The organism is Halocella sp. SP3-1 (assembly GCF_003953885.1).
GTDB classification, from domain to species: domain Bacteria; phylum Bacillota; class Halanaerobiia; order Halanaerobiales; family DTU029; genus Iocasia; species Iocasia fonsfrigidae.
The window spans coordinates 3740737-3763631 of record NZ_CP032760.1 but is presented as its reverse complement, the minus strand read 5'-3'; the positions used below and the strand labels follow the sequence as shown (position 1 = coordinate 3763631).

At 38.1% G+C, this 22895-nt stretch carries 22 protein-coding genes and 1 riboswitch; all 22 genes read left to right on the top strand.

Annotated elements, in window-relative coordinates; translation table 11 throughout:
* Positions 1-63: 63 nt before the first annotated feature.
* The 22 genes from D7D81_RS18030 (at position 64) to D7D81_RS17925 (ending at position 22760) form a co-directional block, all read left to right on the top strand.
* Entirely contained in the window at positions 64-2145 is a 2082-nt protein-coding gene (locus D7D81_RS18030; RefSeq protein ID WP_125991401.1) for a sigma-54-dependent Fis family transcriptional regulator, read from the top strand.
* A gap of 686 nt (positions 2146-2831) precedes the next feature.
* Positions 2832-4040, top strand: coding sequence for a M20 family metallopeptidase (locus D7D81_RS18025; protein WP_286169914.1), 1209 nt, complete (start codon positions 2832-2834; stop codon positions 4038-4040).
* 111 nt (positions 4041-4151) lie between these two features.
* The gene (gene nhaC, locus D7D81_RS18020) at positions 4152-5597 is read left to right on the top strand and encodes a Na+/H+ antiporter NhaC (RefSeq protein ID WP_205739277.1); all 1446 of its coding nucleotides are present in this window, start codon (positions 4152-4154) and stop codon (positions 5595-5597) included.
* 133 nt (positions 5598-5730) lie between these two features.
* On the top strand, positions 5731-6381 hold the full coding sequence (locus D7D81_RS18015; protein ID WP_125991400.1) for a CoA transferase subunit A: 651 nt from the start codon (positions 5731-5733) through the stop codon (positions 6379-6381).
* Positions 6382-6428: 47 nt separating this feature from the next.
* On the top strand, positions 6429-7610 hold the full coding sequence (locus D7D81_RS18010; RefSeq protein ID WP_125992353.1) for an acetyl-CoA C-acetyltransferase: 1182 nt from the start codon (positions 6429-6431) through the stop codon (positions 7608-7610).
* Positions 7611-7615: 5 nt separating this feature from the next.
* Positions 7616-8263, top strand: coding sequence for a 3-oxoacid CoA-transferase subunit B (locus D7D81_RS18005; RefSeq protein ID WP_164522342.1), 648 nt, complete (start codon positions 7616-7618; stop codon positions 8261-8263).
* A gap of 16 nt (positions 8264-8279) precedes the next feature.
* Positions 8280-9338, top strand: coding sequence for a lysine 5,6-aminomutase reactivase subunit KamB (gene kamB / locus D7D81_RS18000; protein WP_125991398.1), 1059 nt, complete (start codon positions 8280-8282; stop codon positions 9336-9338).
* 31 nt (positions 9339-9369) lie between these two features.
* On the top strand, positions 9370-10932 hold the full coding sequence (gene kamD / locus D7D81_RS17995; RefSeq protein WP_125991397.1) for a lysine 5,6-aminomutase subunit alpha: 1563 nt from the start codon (positions 9370-9372) through the stop codon (positions 10930-10932).
* A gap of 53 nt (positions 10933-10985) precedes the next feature.
* The gene (gene kamE, locus D7D81_RS17990; RefSeq protein WP_125991396.1) at positions 10986-11744 is read left to right on the top strand and encodes a lysine 5,6-aminomutase subunit beta; all 759 of its coding nucleotides are present in this window, start codon (positions 10986-10988) and stop codon (positions 11742-11744) included.
* A gap of 42 nt (positions 11745-11786) precedes the next feature.
* The gene (gene kal, locus D7D81_RS17985) at positions 11787-12146 is read left to right on the top strand and encodes a 3-aminobutyryl-CoA ammonia lyase (protein ID WP_286169912.1); all 360 of its coding nucleotides are present in this window, start codon (positions 11787-11789) and stop codon (positions 12144-12146) included.
* Positions 12147-12151: 5 nt separating this feature from the next.
* On the top strand, positions 12152-12967 hold the full coding sequence (gene kce / locus D7D81_RS17980) for a 3-keto-5-aminohexanoate cleavage enzyme (protein ID WP_125991395.1): 816 nt from the start codon (positions 12152-12154) through the stop codon (positions 12965-12967).
* A 61-nt stretch (positions 12968-13028) separates the two neighbouring features.
* A complete protein-coding gene (gene kdd / locus D7D81_RS17975; RefSeq protein ID WP_125991394.1) occupies positions 13029-14063 on the top strand; it encodes an L-erythro-3,5-diaminohexanoate dehydrogenase in 1035 nt (344 codons plus the stop codon).
* Positions 14064-14124: 61 nt separating this feature from the next.
* The gene (locus D7D81_RS17970; protein WP_125991393.1) at positions 14125-15378 is read left to right on the top strand and encodes an aspartate aminotransferase family protein; all 1254 of its coding nucleotides are present in this window, start codon (positions 14125-14127) and stop codon (positions 15376-15378) included.
* Positions 15379-15684: 306 nt separating this feature from the next.
* Positions 15685-16380, top strand: coding sequence for a Crp/Fnr family transcriptional regulator (locus D7D81_RS17965; protein WP_125991392.1), 696 nt, complete (start codon positions 15685-15687; stop codon positions 16378-16380).
* Positions 16381-16408: 28 nt separating this feature from the next.
* Positions 16409-17149, top strand: coding sequence for a nucleoside phosphorylase (locus D7D81_RS17960; RefSeq protein WP_125992349.1), 741 nt, complete (start codon positions 16409-16411; stop codon positions 17147-17149).
* Between the two features lie 16 nt (positions 17150-17165).
* Positions 17166-17777 carry an ECF transporter S component gene (locus D7D81_RS17955; RefSeq protein ID WP_125991391.1) on the top strand — a complete coding sequence of 204 codons (612 nt, stop codon included), beginning with the start codon at positions 17166-17168 and terminating at the stop codon, positions 17775-17777.
* Between the two features lie 36 nt (positions 17778-17813).
* Positions 17814-18581, top strand: coding sequence for an energy-coupling factor transporter transmembrane component T family protein (locus D7D81_RS17950; RefSeq protein ID WP_125991390.1), 768 nt, complete (start codon positions 17814-17816; stop codon positions 18579-18581).
* Positions 18578-19423, top strand: coding sequence for an energy-coupling factor ABC transporter ATP-binding protein (locus D7D81_RS17945; protein ID WP_125991389.1), 846 nt, complete (start codon positions 18578-18580; stop codon positions 19421-19423). Before D7D81_RS17950 ends, D7D81_RS17945 begins: the two co-directional genes overlap by 4 nt.
* Complete coding sequence (locus D7D81_RS17940) at positions 19416-20225, top strand: energy-coupling factor ABC transporter ATP-binding protein (protein ID WP_125991388.1); 810 nt, start codon at positions 19416-19418, stop codon at positions 20223-20225. Before D7D81_RS17945 ends, D7D81_RS17940 begins: the two co-directional genes overlap by 8 nt.
* Positions 20226-20332: 107 nt before the next feature.
* Positions 20333-20887, top strand: a complete 555-nt coding sequence (gene yfcE, locus D7D81_RS17935) for a phosphodiesterase (protein ID WP_125991387.1) — start codon at positions 20333-20335, stop codon at positions 20885-20887.
* 170 nt (positions 20888-21057) lie between these two features.
* A riboswitch (guanidine-I (ykkC/yxkD leader) is annotated at positions 21058-21153 on the top strand.
* Between the two features lie 84 nt (positions 21154-21237).
* Positions 21238-21927 carry a radical SAM protein gene (locus D7D81_RS17930; protein ID WP_125991386.1) on the top strand — a complete coding sequence of 230 codons (690 nt, stop codon included), beginning with the start codon at positions 21238-21240 and terminating at the stop codon, positions 21925-21927.
* A 497-nt stretch (positions 21928-22424) separates the two neighbouring features.
* A complete protein-coding gene (locus D7D81_RS17925) occupies positions 22425-22760 on the top strand; it encodes a metallophosphoesterase family protein (protein WP_286169906.1) in 336 nt (111 codons plus the stop codon).
* Positions 22761-22895 lie beyond the last annotated feature (135 nt).

Here is a 22895-nt window from a genome sequence, read left to right as displayed (position 1 = left end):
ACTGAATATTATGATATACTTTATATACCTGATGTGCTACAGTGATTAACTAGGAGGAGTTATATGAGGGTATTTGATATAATGAGCAGGAAACCCATTACTTTATTCAGGCAGGATACAATTAACAGGGCGGCCCAGGTATTTCATAATAATAAAATTGATGGGGCACCTGTTGTGGATAATCAGGGAAAACTACTGGGTATATTTACTAAAAGCCATTTGATGGAGGTAATAATTGATAATTTAGATAGAGGTACTTTAGTGGAAGAACTAATGACCTGGGACCTGATTAAGATAAATGAAGATGAGCCTATTGAAAAGGCACTGGAGACTAATGTCGGTAGACTGCCGGTGGTTAATAGTGATAATGAACTAGTCGGGATATTAACTAGAACAGACCTGGTCAGGGGATTCTATCTACAGTCACAGGAGGTTGTAGGGGAGCTAACTACTATCCTTGATTCATCCCATAATGGCATTATTGCTGTTAATCAAGATGGTTTAATTATTACCTTTAATGCAGCTGCTGAAAAAATCATGGGGCGTAAATCAACAGAAGTATTGGGTAAACCACTGATAGATATCCTCCCTAATACAGGTTTGATAGGTGTTCTGAAAGATGAAAGAGAGGAGTCAGGTAAAAAGCTAAATATCGGTAATGTTACCGTTTTAACTAACCGGAGTTTAATCTATAAAAATGGCGAATTAAAAGGGGCTATGGCCATCTTTCAGGATGTTTCTGATCTGGAAAAAATTTCAGAGGAATTAAATATAGTCAAGAATTTAAATAAGGAATTAGATGCTATAATTGAATCGGTCTCTGATGGTTTATATATTACTAATGGTAAGGGAGACACAATCAGAATTAATAGTAGTTATGAAAAAATAACAGGAATAAAGAGTGAAGATGTTTTAGGGAGAAATATGAGGGAACTGGTCGCTGAGGGAATATTTTCTGAATCAGTTACCTTTCAGGTTTTAGAGAAACGTGAACCGGTGACAGTAATGCATGAACTTAAGAGTGGACAGAGGATTTTAAGTACAGGTAATCCTGTGTTTAATGAAGAAGGTAAGATAGTCAGGGTAGTAACTACAGCCCGTGATGTAAAGGAATTGAATCACCTAAAAGAGGAATTAGAAAAAACAAAACAGTTAAGCAAAAAATACTACTCTGAACTGGAAAAACTGCGTCTACAGCAGCTGGAACTGGATGATGTCGTAGTTAAAAGTGATAAAATGGAGAAGATTATTGACCTGGCCTTACAGATTGGGGGGGTAGACTCTACAGTTTTAATTACTGGTGAATCTGGTGTGGGTAAAGAAATTATAGCCAGAACAATTCATAAGTCCAGTAAGCGCAGTAAGAATTCTTTTATGAAGGTAAATTGTGGAGCGATCCCAGATAATTTATTGGAGGCTGAGCTTTTCGGTTATGAAAAAGGTGCTTTTACTGGTGCCAAGTCTGATGGAAAACCAGGGATTTTTGAACTGGCTGATAAAGGGACAATACTCTTAGATGAGGTTGGGGAATTACCGCTAAATTTGCAGGTGAAATTATTACGTGTTTTACAGGAAGAAGAGATAATGCGGGTGGGGGGAACAGAGAGTATTAAGATTGATGTCCGTGTTCTGGCTGCTACTAACCGGGATTTGGATATAATGCTGCAGGAAGGGACTTTCAGGGAGGATTTATATTATAGGCTTAATGTGGTGCCGATTCATATCCCTCCTCTAAGGGAAAGGAAAGCAGATATTGCCCCTTTAAGTTATAATTTCTTAAATCAGTTTAACAAGAAATATAATGTAAATAAGAAGATAGCCCTGGAGACTATTGAATACCTGGAATATTATAAGTGGCCTGGTAATGTCCGCGAATTGAAAAATCTGATTGAAAGGTTTGTGGTTATGTATAGTCAGGATATAATTGAGCCCAGGATTCTGCCCAAGAAGATAAAAGAGATAGAGAATAAAGAGACAGATATTAAGGTTACTGATATTATTCCCCTTAAAAAAGCAGTATCAAAGGTTGAGAAAGACATCTTAAAGATGGCTTTTGAGAAATGCAGTAGTACTTATGAAGTGGCCAGAGTTTTAGAAGTGAGCCAGCCTACAGTTGTGCGTAAAAGGAAGAAGTATATGATTTAAAAAGCCTGCTTAAAGTAGGCTTTTTTTTTAAATATTTTTGGATTGTAGATAATTCTAACGACCGACAAATATATTTACTTCCCTTGTCGTGCGCTTTGGCGTCCTGCCTTCGCTTGCTGTCGAGAAATTGTCTTCCGGTGTCCTACCTCCAGACAATTTTTAGAGTCGTTCAGTAAATATATTTGTCTGGTTTAAGATGATTTAGGATTGTTACTAAATAACTATAAATTGTGAAAGCGATTTTATTTATTCTTCTGTATAAAGTAATAATGAGGCAACGATGATTTGTTTTTGAATCATTCGATACAATTATGAATTAAAAATAAAAACCTCTGCCTGTTTAAGGGGAAAGAGAGGGTTTTACCGGCGAGGATTAATTAGTGATACAATTTTAAATCATTATTATTCCCTAAATGCTGAATAGCTCTTTTTTAGTAATTCGAAATGATAGTCCAGGGTTAGTTTCGGGGTTAATGTAAGGTAAATGGCAGGAAAATGGGTGTTTTGTTAAATTTTTTTATTGAAAATCCCTGTTTCTTCAGATTCTGGCACAGTTCTTGCTTTGAATATAAAATGAAGGATAGATATAAATTTTCAGTGTTTTTTGACAATACAACAAATATAATGATTTATCTGATTTGTCTGGAGTGATGTTGGGTCTAGTTAGATTATTATCAGGGAGGGGTATGATGAGTAAAACTGTAGAGGAAATTATCAATCTGGAGAGGGTTAAGGGTTTACTGGGTGATTTGGTGAGGATTCATAGTCCATTTTTTCATGAGGATGAAATAATGGAATATGTGTTTAACTGGTTCAAATCTAAAAATCTACCTGTTGATACACATAAATTTTATGAAAAGAAGATTACAGATTTTAAAGGAACCAATCTTGTCGGGAAATTGGAAGGTGAAGATGAAGGACCACAGGTAGTCTTAAATGGACACCTTGATACAGTAAATATATGTGACGGTTGGACAAGAGAACCCCTGGCTGCTGAAATTGAAGGAAACCGCATGTATGGTCTGGGTACCCTTGATATGAAGGGTGGGGATACTGCTATTATGCTGGCTGTCGAGGCTTTTTCCAGGACTGTAGAACATTTTAATGGTGAGATACTCTATACCCTGGTCTGTGATGAAGAAGGGCCGTATGGTTTAGGAACAGATGCCCTGGTAATGGATGGGTATTATGATAATGCTGATGTATCAATTGTTCCAGAGCCCAGTGCGGCTTTTGCTGGTATAGATTTCCCTTGTTTATGTCTGGGGGCCAGGGGTGGCTGGAAATATACCGTTAATTTTAAAGGTAAATCTGCCCATGGGGCAAATCCTGAAAAGGGTATCAATGCGATTACAGAGGCCTCAAAAGTTATTGTAGAACTGGAGAAGTCCAAGCTTAAAGAACACCCAAAACTGGGAGCAGGTTCGATCTGTATTATTGATGTTGAGGGTGGAGGAGCTCCACTCTCTGTTCCTGATACAGCTTCATTCTCTGTATTTAGACATGTTACCCTGGGAGAAGACAGAAACTATCTCAGGCAGGAGGTTGAAAAAGCCATTGAGCGGGCTGATATAAAAGGTAAAGCAAGCATTTCTTTCCGGGATGCCCCTCATCCAGATTGTGCTGGCTTCCAACCCTATGTAGTCTCAGAAAGTAATCCCTATACCAGGGCCATTAAGGAGAGTATACAGGCTGCCACCTCTCAAGAGGCCAATATTGCTTATTTCTCCAGTGTTGGTGATTTTAATTACCTGGGTTCCAGAACAAAAATACCTACTTATGTGATGGGTCCATCAGGTGAAAATTATCATAGTGCAGATGAATATGTTGAGCTTGATTCTGTTGTTAAAACAGCCAATATAATTTATAATTTCCTGGTAAATGTATTGGTTTAACCCGAAAGTACTCCAAGGTCTAATCTGGAAAAATTTAATTTAAGGGAGGTGTTATCTGGCATAAAAACTGTTATTTATATTTTTATTTAAATTATAAAGGGGGAAAATATTTTGACTGAGGAAAAGATTAATCAGACAGATGAAAAACTGCCGGGTTTTGGCGGTGTATTGTTTGTTCTATTGTTTTTAGCTGTTGGAATGGCTATTTCAGTATTATGGTTAAGTATTCCTGTTCATGTAACACTGATTCTGACTATTGTTGTGGCTGCTTTAGTGGCTATGCAATACGGCTATACCTGGCAGGAGATTCAGGATGCAATGTTATATGGTGCTAACCTGGCCATGCTACCGATGTTAATCTTAATGATTATTGGTGTGGTTATTGGTACATGGGTTGCTTCTGGTACTATCCAGACTATTATTTATTATGGTTTATTAATCTTATCTCCATCATATTTCCTGGTGGCTGCCTCGATAGTAGTTGCTCTGGCTTCGATGTCTACTGGAAGTTCATATACTTCTGGTGGTACTGTAGGTGTTGCTATGATGGGAATTGGTGCTGGTCTAGGAGTACCTGCGGCCATGACGGCTGGTGCAGTAATTAGTGGTGCTATCTTGGGGGATAAAATGTCTCCGCTTTCTGACTCCACAAACCTTGCCTCTGCTGTTGGTGAGGCAGATCTTTTTGACCACATTAAGAGTATGATGTATACAACAATACCTGCTTTTGTAATTGCTCTGATAGCATACTGGCTGCTTGGTTTATTTTATGTCCAGGGTACTGCCGATGCATCACAGGTAGAGTTAATTACTTCTACTTTAAGGGAGAGTTTTGTAATCAACCCAATTATGTTAATACCTCCTATTTTGGTAATAGTTATGGCCGTAAAGAAGGTTGCATCTCTGCCTACGATGATAGCTGCTTCACTGGTTGCTGCCTTACTGGCGCTAATCTTCCAGGGTTCAACTATTACTGAGATTACTAATGTAATGAATTATGGTTATACTGGTAGTACTGGTGTAGCAGAGGTTGATCAGATACTAACCCGTGGTGGTCTGCAAAGTATGATGTGGACAGTTTCCCTAGGGTTTGTTGGTGTTGGTCTGGGTGGAATATTGGAGAAGACCAAGATGTTAGAGGTCTTTTTGAGTAAATTTAGCAGCTTAGTAGCTAATACCGGTGGCTTAATTGCAACTACAGTAGTTTCAGCAATAGGCCTTAATTTGGCTACTGCCAGTCAGTATATGGCTATCATTATAACAGGTAGGATGGTAATACCTGAATTTAAAAAGAAGAAATTATTACCCAGGGTTTTATCAAGGACACTTGAAGATGCAGGAACTGTCTTTTCACCACTGGTTCCATGGGGATTGTGTGGGGTATTCTTTACTGGTGCCCTGGGTGTACCGACTACCCAGTATTTCCCATTTGTCTTTCTGGCTCTCTTTGTGCCGATTATAGCAGTAATCTACGGATTTAGTGGTTATGCCATCTGGTATGAGGGTGATTTTGATGACCCAACAGCCTATAGTGCCCAGGAAAATATTAAGTCCTAATAAAGTTAGCTGTATATAAAATATACAAAAATAATCTCTCTGTATATTTTTATATTACAGAGAGATTATTTTTTAAAAGAATTAGTGATGGTATAACTGACATGGATAAATAAAGATTAAAAGGAGGGATCTAATGGGCAAGGTAATTAATCCAGAAGAGGTTAAGGATTATCTGGCAGATGAACAGACGATAATGGTAGGTGGGTTTATGGAATGTGGTGCCCCCCTTAAGTTGATTGATATTTTATTAGCTGAAGGGATTAAGGATCTAACCCTGATAGCCAATGATACAGGTTTTACAGATGGAAAATTTGGTAGTCTAATTGTAGAAAAAAGGGCTAGAAAGGTAATTGCCTCACATATTGGTTTAAATAAAGAAACAGGTTTGCAGATGAATAAGGGGGAATTAGAGGTAGAGCTTGTACCTCAAGGTACCCTGGCTGAGAGGATACGTAGCTATGGAGCAGGTCTTGGCGGCTTTTATACCCCGACAGGTGTGGGAACTGTGGTAGAAAAGGGTAAAAACAAGAAAGAAATTAATGGTAAAGAATATTTACTAGAACTGCCCCTGGGGGCTGATATTGCACTAATAAAGGCCTGGCAGGTAGACCAGACGGGTAATATTATATATAGTAAATCAGCCAGGAATTTTAATCAGGTCATGGCTGCGGCAGCTGATATAGTGATAGTAGAAGCAGAAGAGATAGTACCAACAGGTGAACTTGATCCAAATCAAATTATGACACCGGGCATCTTTGTTGATTATATAGTTGATTTTTCTTAAGTAATTTTAGGAAAGATTTTTAAAATTCAAAATAAGGGTGTGATATGATGCGAGAAGTTGTAATTGTGAGTGCGGTGAGGACTGCGATAGGTTCATTTGGTGGTAGTTTAAAGGATATTGAGGTTACTGAACTGGGAGCTCTTGTTATTCAAGAATCCCTTAAAAGAACTGGTCTTGACCCGGAGATGGTTGATGAGGTAATAATGGGTAATGTTCTCCAGGGTGGGCTTGGTCAGAATCCTGCCCGGCAGGCTGCTGTAAAGGCAGGGCTTTCCTATCAGGTACCCAGTGTAACTATCAATAAGGTCTGCGGCTCTGGTCTGAAATCTATCAATCTGGCTGCTCAGGCAATATTACTTGGTGATGCAGATGTAATTGTTGCAGGTGGTATGGAAAATATGAGTAGGGCAGGTTATCTGGCAGAGAATATGCGCTGGGGTAACAAAATGGGTAACAGTAAGCTGGTGGATTTAATGATTAAGGACGGTCTCTGGGAGGCCTTTGAAGACTATCATATGGGAATAACAGCTGAAAATATTGCTGAACAGTGGAAACTGTCCCGTGAGGAACAGGATAAATTTGCTGCCTTAAGTCAGCAGAAAGCAGAGAAGGCTGTCGAGGAAGGTAGATTTAAAGAAGAAATTGTTGCTGTTGAGGTACCACAGAGGAAGAAGGAACCCCTTATTTTTGATACAGATGAGCATCCTCGAACCGGTACTACTGTAGAAAAACTGGCGCAACTAAGACCAGCCTTTAAAAAAGACGGTACTGTTACAGCCGGAAATGCCTCCGGGATCAATGATGGTGCTGCAGCTGTTTTATTAATGTCGGCTGAAAAGGCTGCTGCTCTGGGGATAACCCCACTGGCCAGGATTAAGGCCTATGCCTCGGCAGGTGTTGACCCTAAAATTATGGGAACAGGACCGATTCCAGCTACCAGAAAGGCCCTGGAGAAAGCCGGTTTAAGTATAGATGATATTGAACTTATTGAAGCAAATGAGGCCTTTGCAGCCCAGTCCCTGGCAGTTTTACAGGAGTTGAAATTAAACCCTGAGATAGTTAATGTAAATGGTGGTGCTATTGCCCTTGGTCATCCAATTGGTGCCAGTGGTGCCCGGATACTTGTTACCTTACTACATGAAATGAAGAAAAGAGGAGTTAGGTCTGGTTTAGCAACTTTATGTATAGGTGGGGGTCAGGGTTGTTCTACAATAGTTGAAAGAGGGTGAATTACTTGAAGGCAAGAGAGAAGATAGCTAGACGTGTGGCCCGGGAATTTGAAGATGGGGATTTAGTAAATCTCGGTATTGGCCTGCCTACGATGGTTGCTGATTACATTGAGGATGATGTTGAGATAATACTACATTCAGAGAATGGTTTTGTCGGTCTTGGACCAGCTCCTGTAGAGGGTGAGGAAGATAAAGATATTACTAATGCAGGTGGGCAGCCGGTTACAATAAAAAAGGGTGGGGCATTTTTTGATAGTGTTAGCTCTTTTATGATTATTCGTGGAGGTCACCTTGATGCTACAGTACTTGGTGCTTTGCAGGTAGACCAGGAGGGAAATCTGGCCAACTGGATGATTCCCGGCAAGATGGTTCCAGGTATGGGTGGTGCTATGGATTTGACGGTAGGTGCCCGCCGGGTAATTGTAGCTACCCAGCATGTAACCAAAAAAGGCCAGGCCAAGATTTTGAAGAAATGTAACCTCCCTTTAACTGCCAGAAAAGAGGTTGATCTAATTGTAACTGAACTGGCTGTTATGGAATTTACTGAAAAGGGATTAGTACTTAAGGAAATAGCTAAAGGGGTAGATGTCGAAGAGGTAATAAAGAAAACAGAAGCTGAGTTAATTATAAGTGAGGACCTAAAAGAGTTTTAACTAAGGGTGGGTTTATATGGATAAGAGATTTATAGAGTTGATCAGGGACAGAGGGATTAACTGTCTGGCTATTATCGGAATGGCCAAAAACTCTGGAAAAACAGTTGCTTTTAATACACTGGTCAAAGAAGGGACCCATGCTGGTTTGAAGCTGGCCCTCATCTCTTTTGGACGTGATGGAGAAGAGATAGACTCCCTGACTTTAAAGAAAAAACCGAGGATAAAGGTATCAGCAGGGAATGTTTTTGCAACGGCTGATCGGGTATATCAGGCCAGTAATCTCAAGGCAGGGGTTTTTTCAGCTACAGATATTTTGACCCCTTTTGGTGAGGTTAAGGTCTATAAAGCTGAAGAATCTGGTATTGTCGAATTAATCGGGATAAACTCTATCGGCCAGCTTCAGAAGATTAAGGAATATCTCCCTGAAGATATTGACCTGATTTTGTTGGATGGTGCACTTGACCGGCGCAGTTCTGCTGTTCCCCTGCTGGCCGAAGGTATTATTCTCTCAACAGGGGCAGTAATTGCTAATACCGTAGAGGGTGTGATAGAAAAAACCCTTGATCAGGTTAGAAAACTGACTACCCCTGAGATAAAAGGCGCGAAGCTTAGAAAGCTGATTAAAGGTGTCTATCATAAGGATAAAAATGCAATGATAGATAGCAGGGGAGACTTAGTAGAGATAGAGTCCAGAATCTCTTTTTCACTAAAGGGATTAAAGAAGAGATTAGAATTGTCTGGTAATGATGGTCTTAAAACTTTGATTTTAAAGGGTGCTCTGGTAAATAGCTTTGTGAAGGATTTAATATATGACCTGAAGATAAAGAATTGTAAGATAGTAGTTAAAGATGGTACCAGGGTATTTTTAGATAGAGGGATTTTTAATCTCCTGGATAAATATAATATTGAGCTTGCTGTCCTGGATAAGATAAATATACTGGGTATTACCGTAAATCCACTTAGCCCCTATGGGGTTCATCTTGATTCCAGGCAGCTTGTAGATGAAATAAGAGAAAAACTGCCCGGTATACCAGTATATGATTTAATGAGTGAGGAATATTTATCCCTGAAATAATATTTAGTGTAAATAAGGAAGGAGGAATTATATGAGAAGTAAATTGAGGATTGATGAGCAGTTAGTTAGTAAATGCCGTGAATATGCTGTTGATATTGCTGATGGAATACAGGAACATATAGATAAAAATACCACTACTTCAGTGGAAAGGACTGTGGCCCGTCTTTTTGGTATAGATGGGGTAGAAGAGGGTACTGAGGTTCCCTTTCCCAATATTGTAGTAGATAATGTACTGGAGGCAGGGAAATTAGATAGAGGTATAGCTTACTGGTTGGGGAATGCAATGCTGGAACTGGGTAAAGAACCGCAGGAGATAGCTGAGATGGTAGCTCTGGGCAAGCTTTCCCTGACCGAACTTAAAGAACATAAGCTGGCAGATATCAGGAAAAAAATAACAGGACTGGTAAATAAGAAGGTTGCCGTTATAGAGGGTACTAAAAAGAGGAGAGAGGAACTACAGGAAAAGCTTCCTCCAGGTCCTAAACCCTGGTTATATGTTATTGTTGCTACAGGTAATATATATGAAGATGTAACCCAGGCCAGGGCAGCTGCCCGTCAGGGTGCTGATATAGTTGCTGTGATCAGAAGTACTGCCCAAAGCCTGCTGGATTATGTACCATATGGAGCTACAACTGAGGGTTTTGGTGGAACATATGCTACCCAGGAGAATTTCCGTATTATGAGGGAAGGACTTGATGAGGTAGGTGAAGAAACGGGTAGATATATCCAGCTAGTTAACTATGCATCAGGTCTGGCAATGCCCGAAATTACTGCTATGGGTGCTATTGAAAGACTGGATATGATGCTTAATGATGCTATATATGGTATTCTCTTCCGGGATATTAATATGAAGAGAACCTTTATAGACCAGTATTTCTCCCGGATGATCAATGCCTTTGCCGGTATAATTATTAATACTGGTGAGGATAATTATCTGACTACAGCTGATGCAGTAGCAGAGGCGCACACGGTAATTGCCTCACAATTTATTAATGAGGAACTGGCTTACCGTTCAGGTCTAAAAGCTGAACAGATGGGGTTGGGTCATGCCTTCGAGATTAACCCAGATATTAAAGATGGTTTCCTACTGGAGATTGCTCAGGCACAGCTCATCAGACAGCTTTTCCCTGATGCACCTTTAAAATATATGCCGCCGACTAAATATATGACCGGTAATATTTTTAAAGGACATCTGCAGGATGGTATGTTTAACCTGGCTTCAATAATGACTGGCCAGTCTATTCAACTATTGGGGATGCTTACTGAAGCTATTCATACACCATTCCTCAGTGATAGGGCTTTAAGTATTGAAAATGCCAAATATATATTTAATAATGCCCGTAGTCTGTCAGAAGAGATAAGCTTTAAAGAAGACGGTAAAATACAACAAAGGGCTGATAAGGTACTGGCTGAAACAGAAGATATGTTAAAGGGGATTGCAAAGAAGGGGCTTATGCCTGCTATTGAAGAAGGTATGTTTGCTGATATAACAAGACCTATTGCCGGTGGAAAAGGTGCTGATGGGGTTGTGGAAAAAGCTGAATCCTATTATAATCCCTTTATGGAAACTTTTAAAGAACGTCTTAGCATCTAAATTTTAAGAAAAAATAATTGGTCATATTATTTTAGAAGGGGGGATATTATCTGATGAATGAATTAAATTATCAAGCGGTTAAACCATATGGTGATACCCTTAATGATGGTAAGGTACAGCTTAGTTTTACTCTTCCTCTGGAGACAGGACTAGAGGCTCGGGAAGCCGCCCGTTTATTAGCCAATAAGATGGGTTTAGAGGAAGTAGGTGTTGTTGAAATGAAAGATATGGGTGAGGGATTTAGTTTTTTCGTTTTATATGGTAAATTAATTCATAGTGTTGATTTTACTGGTATAAAGGTAGCCAGTGTGGAAACAGATGTAATGGATTATTATGAGGTGAATAACTATATAAAAGATAAGATTGGCCGTAAGGTAACAGTTGTTGGGGCCTGTACTGGTTCTGATGCCCATACTGTGGGCCTGGATGCTATTATGAATATGAAAGGTTATGCTGGTGAATATGGTCTGGAACGTTATCCCCAGATTAATGCCCATAATTTAGGCAGTCAGGTTCCCAATGAGGAATTAATAGAAAAGGCCTTAGAACTAGAAGCAGATGCAATCCTGGTATCACAGGTAGTTACTCAAAAAGATGTTCATATTAAAAACCTTACAGAACTGGTGGAGCTGCTGGAGGCAGAGGGTCTGCGGGATAAATTTGTAGTAGTAGTTGGCGGTCCTCGTATTAGTCATCAACTTGCTCTGGAGCTTGGTTTTGATGCAGGGTTTGGAACAGGTACTCTGCCACCTGATGTAGCATCTTATATTGTGCAGACTATTGTTGAACGGGGATTAAATGTTGAAAAATAATAGGGGGTGTTTTTTTTGCAGGAGGTTATGATTAGACTTAGAATGAGTTCGCATGATGCCCATTATGCTGGTGACCTGGTGGATGGAGCCAGGATGCTGGAGATTTTTGGAGATATAGCAACTGAATTATTGATTAGAAATGATGGTGATGAGGGTTTATTTGTTGCCTATGATAGTGTTGAATTCCTGGCCCCTGTTTATGTGGGAGATTATATTGAGGCTGTAGGCCATATTACACATGTGGGTAATACCTCAAGAAAGATGAGTTTTACAGCCAGAAAGGTGATCACTGCTGCAGAGGATGCAGAGTTTCCTTCAGCAGCAGATGTCCTAGATGAGCCTATACTGGTGGGTAAGGCCAGTGGAACATGTCTGGTCAAAAAGGAAAGGCAGAGGAGGTGAGGCTGGTGGAGAAACTGATTATTACTGCAGCTATTTGTGGTGCTGAGGTTACTAAAGAGGATAACCCCAATCTACCACTTGCTCCTGAAGAACTAGCCGAAGCTGCCCTTGAGGCTGAAAAGGCGGGGGCTTCCATAATCCACCTCCATGTCCGTGATCAGGCCGGCCGACCAACACAGGATAAAGATGTTTTTGCTGAGACTATTAAGTTAATGAAAGAGAAGGGTGTTAAGGCTATTATCCAACCTTCAACAGGTGGTGCAGCTGGAATGAGTTGGGAGGAGAGGATACAGCCGGTCTATCTTAAGCCAGAAATGGCTACCCTGGATTGTGGAACAACTAACTTTGGGGATAATATATTTGTTAATGACCTTCCCTTGATGCGTAATTTTGCCAGAGAGATGGATAAATATGATATTCTACCGGAATTGGAATGCTTTGAGCCCGGTCACATCTATAGTGCATTGCAACTAAAAAAAGAGGGTCTGTTAAATAAACACCTTCATTTTGACCTGGTTCTGGGGGTTCCCGGTGCTATTAAGGCCTCTTTAAAAAATCTTTTATATCTTACAGAAATCTTACCAGAAGATGCTACCTGGACGGCGGCAGGTGTCGGCAGACATCAACTTCCTGTAGCGCTTAATACTATTGTCATGGGTGGACATGTTCGCGTCGGGTTTGAAGATAATATTTACTACAAGAAGAATCAGCTGGCCAATAGTAATGCCCAATTAGTAGAGAGGATAGTTGTCCTGGCTAATGAATTAGGCCGTGAAATTGCTAAACCTGATGAAGCCAGAGAGATTCTGGAAATTGTTTAGAGATTTAACTAAAGTTTAGTGATATTTATTATATCTATTAATTAATAAGGATGTGATTAATTTGAAAAAGGGCAACAGATATGGTTTGCATCGCGTTTTAGAACCTGAGGGTGTACTCCCCCAGACAGCAGATAAGATTGATAACGATATGGAGATTTATGATAACGAAATCTTAATAGATGTTCAGACCCTAAATATTGATTCAGCCAGTTTCACCCAGATAAAGAATGAGGCTGGTGGTGATGAAGAAAAGATAAAAGAGAAGATGAAGGAAATTGTGGGAACTAAGGGGAAACATCAAAATCCAGTAACTGGGTCTGGTGGAATGCTAATTGGTACGGTCAGTAAGATTGGTGATGCCCTGACAGATTGTAAACTCAAAGTAGGGGACAGGATAGCTACCCTGGTTTCTTTATCACTTACCCCACTACAGATAAAAGAGATTAAAGAAATCCATATGGATATTGACCAGGTTGATATTGAGGGGCAGGCTGTTCTTTTTGAGACGGGTATTTATGCTAAACTCCCTGAAGATATGGAAGACACTCTGGCATTGGCCCTGCTTGATGTAGCAGGTGCACCAGCCCAAACTGCCCGTCTTGTAAATTCAGGTGATACCGTTTTAATTATCGGGGCAGGCGGCAAATCAGGGATGCTCTGTCTCCATGAGGCCCAGAAAAGGGCCGGTATCTCTGGTAAAGTTATTGCTTTATGTTATAATGAAAAGGAATGCCAGACTGTAGAGTCTCTGGACCTGGCAGACTATATAGTCCAGGCTGATGCCACTAAACCTGTAGAAGTCCTGGCAAAGATTGAGGAAATTACAGATGGCAATTTATGTGATCTGGTCATCAATAATGTTAATGTCCCTAATACAGAGATGGCTTCAATCCTGGCTGCTAAAGACAGGGGTACAATATACTTCTTTAGTATGGCTACCAGTTTTACTAAAGCAGCCCTTGGTGCAGAGGGAATTGGCAAAGATGTAGAGATGATAATCGGAAATGGTTATTGCCATAACCATGCCATTATTTCTCTGGAAATACTGCGGGAAAATAAAAAGTTGAGGGAGATTTATACCAGATTATATACTTAAATGAATTGCAGGTATATTTGAATTTAATCAAAAGGAAATAATGAAAGAAGGTGTGTGTTAAATGAGTGAAGTAGGAAAATTAAATTTAGAAAAAAGCATGAGTGAGGTAGCCAGGGGTTATGAGCTGACACCTGGTGCTGTGCTTGGGATCAGGAGACCTTATAATTTTGTAGAGGGTGAATACCCAAATTACTTTGAATCTGGTAAAGGGTCCAGGATTATTGACCTGGATGGTAATGAATATATTGATTATCTATGTGCTTATGGTCCAATTATTATGGGCTACTGTGAGGAAGAAATAGATGAGGCTGTTATAAAACAGATTAGAGATAAGGGTTTCTGTTTTTCTTTAACTCAATCTATTCAAAATAGGTTGGCAGAAAAAATGGTTGAAATAATACCATCTGCTGAACAGGTTATCTTTCTAAAGACAGGTTCTGCTGCTGCCACCCTGGCTGTTAGACTGGCCCGAGGTTATACCGATAAGACCAAGATTATGCGCTGTGGTTATCACGGCTGGCATGACTGGTGTGTTGAGGTAAAGGGTGGTATACCAGAAAAACTCTATGAAGATGTTTACAGTTTTAAATATAATGACCTTGCTAGTCTGGAAGAGTTATTGTTCGAGCATGGTAATGATACTGCTGCTATCATCATAACACCGGTTGGCCATCCACTGGGTAATAAGATTGAAGAACCAAAACCTGGTTTCTTAGAAGGTGTTAGAGAACTGGCTGATAAGTATAATACTATCCTGATCTTTGATGAGATTAGGACTGGTTTCCGGGTAGCACTGGGTGGTGCCCAGGAATATTATGGAGTGACACCAGATCTATCACTCTTTGGTAAGGCGATGGCAAATGGCTATGCTATTGCTGCAGTAGCCGGCAAAAAAGAGGTAATGAAAAAGGCAGAACATGATGTGTTTGTTTCTTCCACGTTTTTTCCCAACAGTCTTTCTTTTGCCGCGGCTTTAAAGACTATTGAGTTATTACAGTCCAAAAAGGTACTGGAATATATCTGGGAAAAGGGTAGTAAGTTCTTAGAAGATATTAAAGCGCTGACTGAGAAACACCAGGTAGGGGCAGAGGTATCTGGTATACCTCCTATGCCTTATATAACCTTCCAGAGGGATAAAGCTAAAACCTATAAAGCAAAGAGAACTGATTTCTATACACAGTTGATCAGGCGTCGTGTCTTTATGCAGCCCTATCACCACGGCTATATCTGCTATCGTCATACTGATGAAGACCTTAATTATACAGTTAAGGCTATTGAAGAGAGCTTGATCTATATTGAAGAAAAAGATTATTAAAATATAATTACTTAAAAAACTACTAACACCAGGGATCAATTTGATCTCTGGTGTTTTTTATGACAAGGGGACGGTTCGTCTGTCACATGGCTTTCATCTATTATGACAGACCTTGTAAATTAATACTGTTGTAAATTTAAATGATTTAAAAAATATACTCAGATACTAAGTTTGAAGATGGAAATTAATTCTGGTAGAATGTAATTATTGAAATATTAACAATTTTAATCTAAAAAACTTGTTCATGAAGACATATGTCCTGGGATGGATTTTTATAATATGATAAGATAAGGGTGATGATTAATCATGAATATATCTGAGATCCAAAAGGTAATGGCAAATAACTTAAAAATAAATAAGATGCTTAAGTTCTGCCCCTATGAGATATTAAAACACTGGCAGTTTTGTGAGTATAAAAAAGGGGAAATATTATTAAAACAGGGTGAGATTCCAGAGAGGTTTTATATTATTATTGAAGGTTATGTGGATATCTATGCGCTGGCAGAAAATGGGAAGAAATATACCCAGGCCTTGTATACAAAGGGTAATTATATTGGCGAATTAGAAATATTTGACAAAAAACCGGCGGCGTGTTATGCTGAGGCTGTTTCACCGATTGTTTTGATCAGCCTGGCAAGGGATTATTTTCTTAAGTGGATTGAACTGGATATACATATTAGCAATTACTTTGCTAAAAGCATGGCCAGTCTTTTTTATAATCTTTCTATCAAAGCAATGAATGATAATCTTTATTCACTAAAATATCGTTTAATTAAATATTTACTGGAGAGTAATCAAAAGCCAGGTGATCATCCAAAAGAAATAGAGATATCCATTAACAAAGATAAGATTAGTGAACAGCTTGCTGTTACTAAAAGGAGTATTAACAGGGTTTTCAGGGAACTAAGGGACAGAGGAATAATAGACATCAATAATAAGAGTATTATTATCAACGATATGGAAGGGCTTTTGAAAGAACAGGAACTTAGTAAGAATCAGTAAACAATATAGAAAGGGTGTAGAGAACTTGATCAAGAATATGCAACCTCATATCCGCTGTGCTGATAAAGACACAGCTGAATTTGCTATTTTACCGGGTGACCCTGCAAGGGTAGAAATAGCCCGTGATATTTTAGATGACCCTACGGATATTGCCTTTAATAGGGAATACAAGAGTATTTCAGGTTATTATAAAGGCCTAAAGATCCTGGTTGTATCTACAGGTATAGGTGGGCCTTCTATAGGAATTGCTGTAGAAGAGTTGAAGAATATTGGTGTGAAAACCTTAATCAGGATAGGGAGTTGTGGGGCCCTACAGGATAATATAAAATTAGGGGATTTGATAATAGCTAATGGAGTTGTCAGGAATGATGGTCTATCTGATACATATATAGAAAAAGGATATCCAGCTGTTCCTGACCCAGCTCTCTTGTTTGCTTTGCAACAGGCTGCTGAAGAATTGGATTACTCATATCATACTGGTTTGATTCGCAGTCATGATAGTTTCTATACAGATAGGGAGAATGAGATTGACCAGTACTGGTCAGCTAAAGGGATATTAGGTTCTGATATGGAGAGCTCTGCCCTTTTTGTGATAGGTGGACTAAGGGGATTACAGGTTGCTTCAATATTAAATGTAGTTGTGGATTCTAATGGTAATCTGGAAGAGGGGATTAATGATTATGTTGATGGTTTAAATGCTACTGTTGAAGGGGAGAAACAGGAGATCATTACAGCCCTGGAAGCAATAGCTTTAAATAATAAAAACTAAAAGGGAGGAATTTTTCATGAGTAAAGAAAGGCTTTGGTCATTCAATTTTTCGACTGCTTCATTAGTTCTTATTCCGGCAGCTGTAGGTATTAATTACATTGGTAAACTCTTTGCAGGGGTTTTAAAACTCCCACTCTGGTTGGATGCTATTGGTACAGCCCTGGCCAGTATGCTGGCAGGTCCTATTATTGGGGCGATTTCGGGTGCAATTAATAATATAGTCTATGGTTTGACAATGGATCCTATCTCTTTTATTTATGCACTTACCAGTATAGGTATTGGTCTGGTAATTGGTATTATGGCCTATAAAGGCTGGATTGAGAGCTTTGGTAAGGCCATTGTTGTTGGTTTAATAACAGGTTTAGTAGCAGCAGTTATTTCAACTCCAATAAATATCAGTTTCTGGGGTGGACAGACTGGTAATGTCTGGGGTGACGCCCTCTATGCCTCACTAATTGCTAATAATGCACCTGTTTGGTTAGCATCATTTCTGGATGAGCTTGTTGTTGATCTACCTGATAAGGTAGCAACAGTATTAATTAGTTTTATAATCTATAAGGGATTACCTAAAAACATCATTAATCTTTACAGGGGCGGAAATAAAGAAATAGATAGTTTTGAGGCTTAAGAAGATTAATATTTTTAAACAAGGACGGCGATATCGTTGAAAACTATGAGTTTATATCAGGAAAGGGATACTTTAGTCCATAAAATAAGTCCTCTTAGCAAGATAATGTATATCATAGCAGTAATCTTGCTTTTGATACTTGTTCCTGTTAGAAAGGTGATGCTTGCTTCTGTACTGCTGAGTTTTTTAATAATAATTTCAGGTCGGGTACTGAGGAAAGTGTTTCCTATTATTGGATTTAGTAGTATTGTTTTAATATCAGTAGTTATAATTCAGGGGCTATTTAATTTAGGGAATAAGACAGCATTATTTAGTATTGGTAGTATAGTTTTTTATAAGGAAGGACTTTTATATGCCTTTGATATATGCTTAAGGGTTTTAAATATTTTAAGTTCTTTTGCCATTCTTGTTCTTACAACAAAGCCGTCTGAATTGATTGAATCACTGGTTAGAAAAGGTTTATCACCGAGGATTGGTTATGTATTAAATTCAGTATTACAAATTATTCCTCAGATGTCTGCTACCATGAATACAATAACTGAAGCACAGAGGTCAAGGGGCATGGAAACTGAAGGTAGTATAAAAACAAGGATAAAAGCCTTTTTTCCCTTGATAGGACCAGTGGTAATGAGTTCTTTAATTAATACCAGGGAAAGGGCTATGGCGTTAGAGGTAAGGGGATTTAACTCCAGTGTTAAAAAGACATTTTTAAATGAAGAAAAAGAAGGGTTTGGTGATAAAGTAATTCAACTCATACTAATACTTATTGTAATTGCAGCCCTTATCTGGAGGATATTATCATGAAAAAAATAATAGTAGATAAATTAAAATATAGATACCCTATGTCAGAGGAACTAGCACTTAAAGAGATATCTTTTTCAATAGAAGAAGGGGAATTTATTGGGATAGTAGGTCAAAACTCTGCCGGGAAGTCCACCCTCTGTCAGGCTCTGGCCGGCCTTGTTCCCCATTTTTATAAAGGAACCTATGGTGGGAAGGTAATTGTTGATGGTTTAGAGGTTTTAAATACCTCAATTAGTGACCTTTCTTTACAGGTGGGTATTGTTTTCCAGAACCCTTTTACTCAGGTTACAGGTTCTAAATTAACTGTTTATGAAGAAGTGGCTTTCGGCTTAGAAAATGCTGGAATTAGCCGTCAGAAAATAATTGAAAGGGTTGATTATGCCCTTGATTTATTGGGTATATATCAATATAAAGACCGCAATCCCTTTGATTTATCTGGAGGGCAGATGCAGAGGATGGCTATTGCCAGTATTATTGCTATGAAACCACAGGTTATAGTACTGGATGAACCAACTTCTCAGCTTGATCCTCAGGGTTCTGAAGAGGTTTTTAGGGCTGTTCAGAAGCTTAGTAAGGAGAAGATGACTGTTATTATGGTGGAACATAAAATGGAAAAAATAGCGGCCTACTCTGATCGAGTGATTTTTTTAGATGATGGAGAAATGATTGATTATGATACCCCGCAGAGGGTTTTTTCGCGGGACGACCTGGCAGAACATGGTATTGCAGCTCCTTCTTTTACCAGGATATGTAAAGGGCTTGGTTATCAAGATAAAGATACAGGTCTATATCCTGTTACTCTGGAAGAGGCCTATGGAGTGGTGGTTGATCATAATGGATAAAAAAATCTCAGTAGAAAACCTACATTTCTCTTATACTGAAGAGGAAGAGGTATTAAAAGGGATTAGCTTAGAATTTGATCATAGGTCTACAGCTATCATTGGTCAAAATGGTGCCGGTAAAACTACTTTTGTTAAACTATTAAAAGGTATTTTAAAACCTAAGATAGGAGATATAATTATAAATGGCAAAAACACCAGGGAAGCTACGGTAGCTGAACTGGCTGGTGAAATTGGTCTGGTGTTTCAAAACCCTAATGACCAGATTTTTAAGGGTAAAGTGATTGATGAGGTTATGTTTGGCCCACTTAATATTGGACAGGATGAGGATACTGCACGCGATAATGCCCTAAAAGCACTTAAGATGCTGGATATAGCAGATAAGCAGGAAATAAACCCCTATGACCTAACCCTTTCTGACAGGAAACTGGTCACTATTGCTTCTATCCTGGCCATGGATACAGCTATTATTATTTTAGATGAACCGACAATTGCACAGGATTATGCAGGCAAAGAGAAAATTAAGGGTTTAATTAAAGACCTGAGTAAGCAAGGAAAACTTGTTTTAACTATTATCCACGACATGGATTTTGTGGCGGAGACTTTTGAAAGGACAGTAGTATTTAATGAAGGCAGGGTTTTACTTGACAGTAACACAAGGGATGTCTATTCTCAGGAGGCAGTCCTCAAAGATGCCTACCTGGAACCACCACACGTAACCCAGCTCTGCCATAAACTAGGTGCCCAAAATACCTTTTTAACCGTTGAAGAGTTTCTAGAATATAAAAAAGCGAAAACTATGTGACAAGGGGACGGTTTCGGCTGTCATATTAGCTTTGCGGTTAGATGGTAGACCTTGTAATTTCTGTCTAGTTGAGATAAGATTAATTAGCAGAAAGGGGGCTGATAACTATGAATTTTATAGTGCTTAGTGACTCACATGGTAGTCTGGCTAATTGGAAAAAGGCTGAGACTTATTTTGGACAGGCAGATATGGTACTCCATGCTGGGGATATACTCTATCATGGTGCTCGTAATCGCCTGCCAGAGGGTTATGATACCAAAGGCCTTGTTGATTTAATTAATAAAGCTGACTACAACTTATTAGCAGTAAAAGGGAATGTTGATGCCCTGGTAGATGACTGGGTATTACCATATCCTCTGCCAGAGTTGTCTGTAGTAGAAGATAATGGTTTGCGAATAGTTATCTATCACGGGTTTCAACATGATAATGAGGCAGAGAGGTTTGATTTTGCCAGGAGATTTGGGGCAAAAATACTTATCTATGGACATACACATATCCCGGTTATTAAGGAAGATGATGGGGTAATACTTCTTAATCCTGGTAGTATTGCACTACCTAAACAGACACCTGGGGTACCAACCCTAGCCAGTATAAAAAATGGAGAAATCTCTATTTTGAATTTAAATAATGGTAAAGTTATTGAATCATATAAGTATCTTTAAAGAAAACGACAAATGTTTTATTAAAAACTATAGAAAATAAGAGTAAGGTAAATTGTACAAGATATAATTATAATCCACCTTATTTTTATACTAGAGATATGTTGATTTAATCTTAATATTATGTTAAAATTATTTGTAATTTTAAATTGCAAATCATAATTTAATTATATACTTAGGTTTTCTAGGGTTCCGCAGTTTATAACTGGCAGGTCCGAGAGAAAACACACAGTTTACTGTGCACACGGAAGGATAAAAGCCTGGGAGGTATTTTTATAATATTTCCTCAGGCTTTTTTATTTTTGGGGAGGTATGTTTTAAAATAAAAAAAATAATTTGAGGAGGATAAGGTGATGGGTGGTTTTAGTTATAAAGATATTTATATTGAAGATGGAAGAAGGGTACTGGAAGTTAACATACTTCCAGAAAAGCATTGTAACTTTGAATGTATATTTTGTCCTATTGGAAGGTCGCAAAATAAGGTGGATATCCAAAAGTCATTTGATGAAACAGGTAGCTCATTAATTGAACTAGAAAATATGATAGAAAATACAAAAGCAGAATTAATCTTTATTAACTCAAAAGGAGAAGCCTTGGTGAATGATAAAATTGGTGATATTGTTGACTTTATCAAAGGCAAAGGATTACTTGTAAGACTGCTTTCTAATGGATATTTACTGGGTAGAGATGAATATATGAAAATTGCTAATAAATGTGATGAGGTTGTTGGAGAGTTAAAAGTAATAACAGAAGAAGATTTTCAAAGAATCCAAAGACCGATTGAAGGGTATACCTTTGTAGAATATATTTCAAACATGGTATCTTTTAATAAACAATACAAAGGGAAATTTATATTTGAAATTACTATTATTAATGGTTATAACGATGATGAAGAATCAATTCAGAAGACAAAAAATGTTATTAAGGAAATATCTCCTGACAAGATAATTGTTGTAAGAATTGAAGATGAAAGATTTAAGAAAAAACTTGGTATAACTGATGAAAGATTTGAGGAAATTTCAAATGCATTACTAAATATTTAGTAATGCTAATATATAATATTCTTATCTAACCAATTAAAAGTTATAAACAATTTTCAACAGATTATATACATCAAGGAAAAGATTAGGCTATATCTTAGATTACTGTGTAAAATAAGATATAGGTCTTATTTTATTCTGCCAAATTATTTTGAGAAAAAACAATTGAATTTTCAACAATAAAACGTAAAATAGCAGTTAGTGCTAGCTATTGTTTTATTTGGGGCTTTATAAGCTGTGAAATTATTAATATTATTTGCCTGAAGGCCTTTTTAAAAAATATTTTTATAATAATATTAAAGAATATTTTTCCTTATTTTTAATAAAAGAGGATTTGTTTAAAATAATTTGGGTATAAAACGCTAGGAGATCTGCTTAATATAATCTTTGTATTTCAAACCCAATTTATTTAATAAATGGTTTTCTTATCTTATTGCAGTTATGACAATAAATAGGCAAAAGGAAATAAAAGGAATAAATATTCAGAGATAATCCCCAGGTTGGTATATGACTGGGTATTACCATATCCTCTGCCAGAGTTGTCTGTAGTAGAAGATAATGGTTTGCGAATAGTTATTTATCACGGGTTTCAACATGATAATGAGGCAGAGAGGTTTGATTTTGCCAGGAGATTTGGGGCAAAAATACTTATCTATGGACATACACATATCCCGGTTATTAAGGAAGATGATGGGGTAATACTTCTTAATCCTGGTAGTATTGCACTACCTAAACAGACACCTGGGGTACCAACCCTGGCCAGTATAAAAAATGGAGAAATCTCTATTTTGAATTTAAATAATGGTAAAGTTATTGAATCATATAAGTATTTCTAAGAAAGTTATAAATGTTTTACTAAAAACACCTTAAAAGGGTGTTTTTTTGCTTTAGGTATAATTTGTCAATGTATATCTGTATATACACTTGCACATAGGATAAAAGTCTTGACATATGCCTAGTTATAATGTTAA